At 45.1% G+C, this 2,483-nt stretch carries 3 protein-coding genes; 1 reads left to right on the top strand and 2 read right to left on the bottom strand.

The annotated features are described in order from the left end of the window. Window positions 1-152: 152 nt before the first annotated feature. Complete coding sequence (gene efp, locus BM082_RS24435; protein ID WP_017010133.1) at window positions 153-719, bottom strand: elongation factor P; 567 nt, start codon at window positions 717-719, stop codon at window positions 153-155. 34 nt (window positions 720-753) lie between these two features. On the opposite strand from efp, the gene epmB reads away from it, so the two are divergent. After that, window positions 754-1,776 carry an EF-P beta-lysylation protein EpmB gene (gene epmB, locus BM082_RS24430; protein WP_074928982.1) on the top strand — a complete coding sequence of 341 codons (1,023 nt, stop codon included), beginning with the start codon at window positions 754-756 and terminating at the stop codon, window positions 1,774-1,776. A 148-nt stretch (window positions 1,777-1,924) separates the two neighbouring features. On the opposite strand, the gene BM082_RS24425 is transcribed toward epmB, so the two are convergent. Beyond that, entirely contained in the window at window positions 1,925-2,263 is a 339-nt protein-coding gene (locus BM082_RS24425) for a 50S ribosome-binding protein YggL (RefSeq protein ID WP_074928980.1), read from the bottom strand. Between the last annotated feature and the right edge of the window lie 220 nt (window positions 2,264-2,483).

Here is a 2,483-nt window from a genome sequence, read left to right as displayed (position 1 = left end):
AGGGAATAATCTCGTTGGGTGCGCTTGGTTGTTGATTTCATAACACTCTCCAATTTCGGGTTGGAAAAGTGTCAACCTTATTTAGGACGGGACAAAAGCAACAAAAAAGGCCGCCTAAGCGACCTTTTTACTGCAAAGCAGATAGTTCGTGATTACTTAACGCGGCTCACGTATTCGCCAGAGCGAGTATCCACTTTGATCACTTCACCAATTTGAATGAACAAAGGAACACGAACAACTGCGCCCGTAACCAATGTTGCAGGCTTACCGCCAGTACCAGCAGTATCACCTTTTAGACCAGGATCAGTCTCAGTCACTTCAATTTCAACAAAGTTTGGCGGAGTAACGGCAATTGGGTTACCGTTCCAAAGTGTCAGCGTACAACGGTCATTTTCTTTCAGCCATTTGATGTTATCGCCAACCGCTTTTTCATCAGCTGCGATTTGCTCGAAAGATTCTGCGTTCATGAAGTGCCAGAATTCACCGTCTGTGTAGAGGTAATCTAGTTCATGATCCATTACGTCAGCAGCTTCAACTGAGTCGCCTGACTTGAATGTCTTCTCTAGCACTTTGCCAGAAAGCAGCTTGCGGATTTTTACGCGGTTGAACGCTTGGCCTTTACCAGGCTTAACGAACTCGTTTTCGATAATGACACAAGGTTCATTATCAAGCATAATTTTCATTCCACCGCGGAATTCATTGGTGCTAAAAGACGCCATGTCTATCCTCTTAACATCTTCGAAGTTGTCATAAATGCCGGACATAATAACCCGAAACGCATCGCCTGTTGAGCAAAACTGGATCAAAGAGATCGCAAATGCTGTCTCAAATCCTCAAATTCTTCTGCAACAGCTTGATATAGAGCCTACGCCATGGATGTCCGGCTTTTCCGCTCGCGCCTTATTCTCACAACGTGTGCCACAAAGTTTCATTGCGAGGATGGAAAAAGGGAACCCTAACGACCCACTTCTACGCCAAGTATTGCCAGTAGTTGAAGAGTTTGACGAGGCTGAAGGCTTCACGACCGATCCATTAGAAGAACAAGATAACGATGTTCCCGGCTTGCTGCATAAATACAAAAACCGTGTTCTGATGATTGTGAAGGGTGGTTGTGCGATTAATTGTCGATATTGCTTCCGCCGACACTTCCCTTATCAAGACAACAAAGGCAGCAAAGACACATGGCGAGAAACGATCGCTTACTTACGGGATCACCCAGAAGTTGATGAAGTGATCTTGTCTGGTGGCGATCCGCTGATGGCAAAAGACCATGAACTGAAATGGTTAGTCGAAGCGATTGAAGCAGTTCCTCACATTAGGAAACTCCGTATTCATACAAGACTGCCCGTAGTGATCCCTTCAAGGATTACGCCGGCACTGGCGCAATTGCTTAAAGAAACACGCTTGAAGGTCATCCTTGTTACGCACATCAATCACGCCAACGAAATCAACGATGAGTTGCGTCATTCCATGGCGATATTACGCCAAGCAAATGTCACCTTGTTGAATCAGGGTGTGCTTTTGAAGGGCGTGAATGACTCTGTAGATTCACTCAAGAACCTAAGCAATACACTTTTCGACTGCGGGATTTTACCTTACTACCTCCACGTTCTAGATAAGGTGAAAGGGGCGGCGCATTTTCTCGTTTCAGATGATGAAGCGCGCTCATTAATGGCGGGCCTTATCAAAGAAGTTTCAGGCTATCTTGTTCCTAAACTCACAAGAGAAGTGGGAGGAAAGGCCAGCAAGACACCGCTAGACCTCCATTTGGAGTAAAGCCCATGAAAAAGTTTGGCTTTGAAGTAGAAGGACCCACTATCGGGTATGTATTTCGATATGGCAACTATGTTGATGCATACCATATGACACGCATTAATCCATCACGAGAAACACGCTAACCAGAGACGCCATAGAAGGGCTAGACCTAATCATCTAACGTTAACTGGTGCAAATCTATCAAAGCGCCTATATCGACGATATCTGCCTCTTCTCTGGACTCAACCCATTGTTTGATTGCAAGCCTATCCTGATCTGTCGCAGACCCAAAACGAAGCGATGAACCCAAAACAAGCTCTATGCGATTTATGCCTCCACCTCCGACTAACAAATGGCGAGACTCTGCAAATTCCGCAAGTGACTCGATAAACTCTTCTAGCGCTCCATCGCTATCCGTATTGAGTTTTAATGAGATGACAAAGCCAAACACAGCAAACTCATCGAGATAGAGCTTCTTTCTTAAACGTTTAGAGCGATTCGATGACATAGATAAAATTCCGATCTACAAACTAATGCTGAGAGTTTAGAAGCAAGTAAAGAAGTTGTAGCCATAGAGTTCAGAAAACGGGAAGCGAGGAAGGAACTTTAGAAGCTAGATGACGACAAGACATACTGAATAGCCACCGACTCAGTAGACACCTTTGAGCCTTTCTTCGTACTGCTTTTCATACTCTACAGGTGACATTTGGCCGTTGGAACCGTGCCGA

The sequence above is a fragment of the Enterovibrio norvegicus DSM 15893 genome (assembly GCF_900115495.1).
Classification (GTDB): domain Bacteria; phylum Pseudomonadota; class Gammaproteobacteria; order Enterobacterales; family Vibrionaceae; genus Enterovibrio; species Enterovibrio norvegicus.
This window is presented reverse-complemented; position numbering and strand designations above follow the sequence as displayed.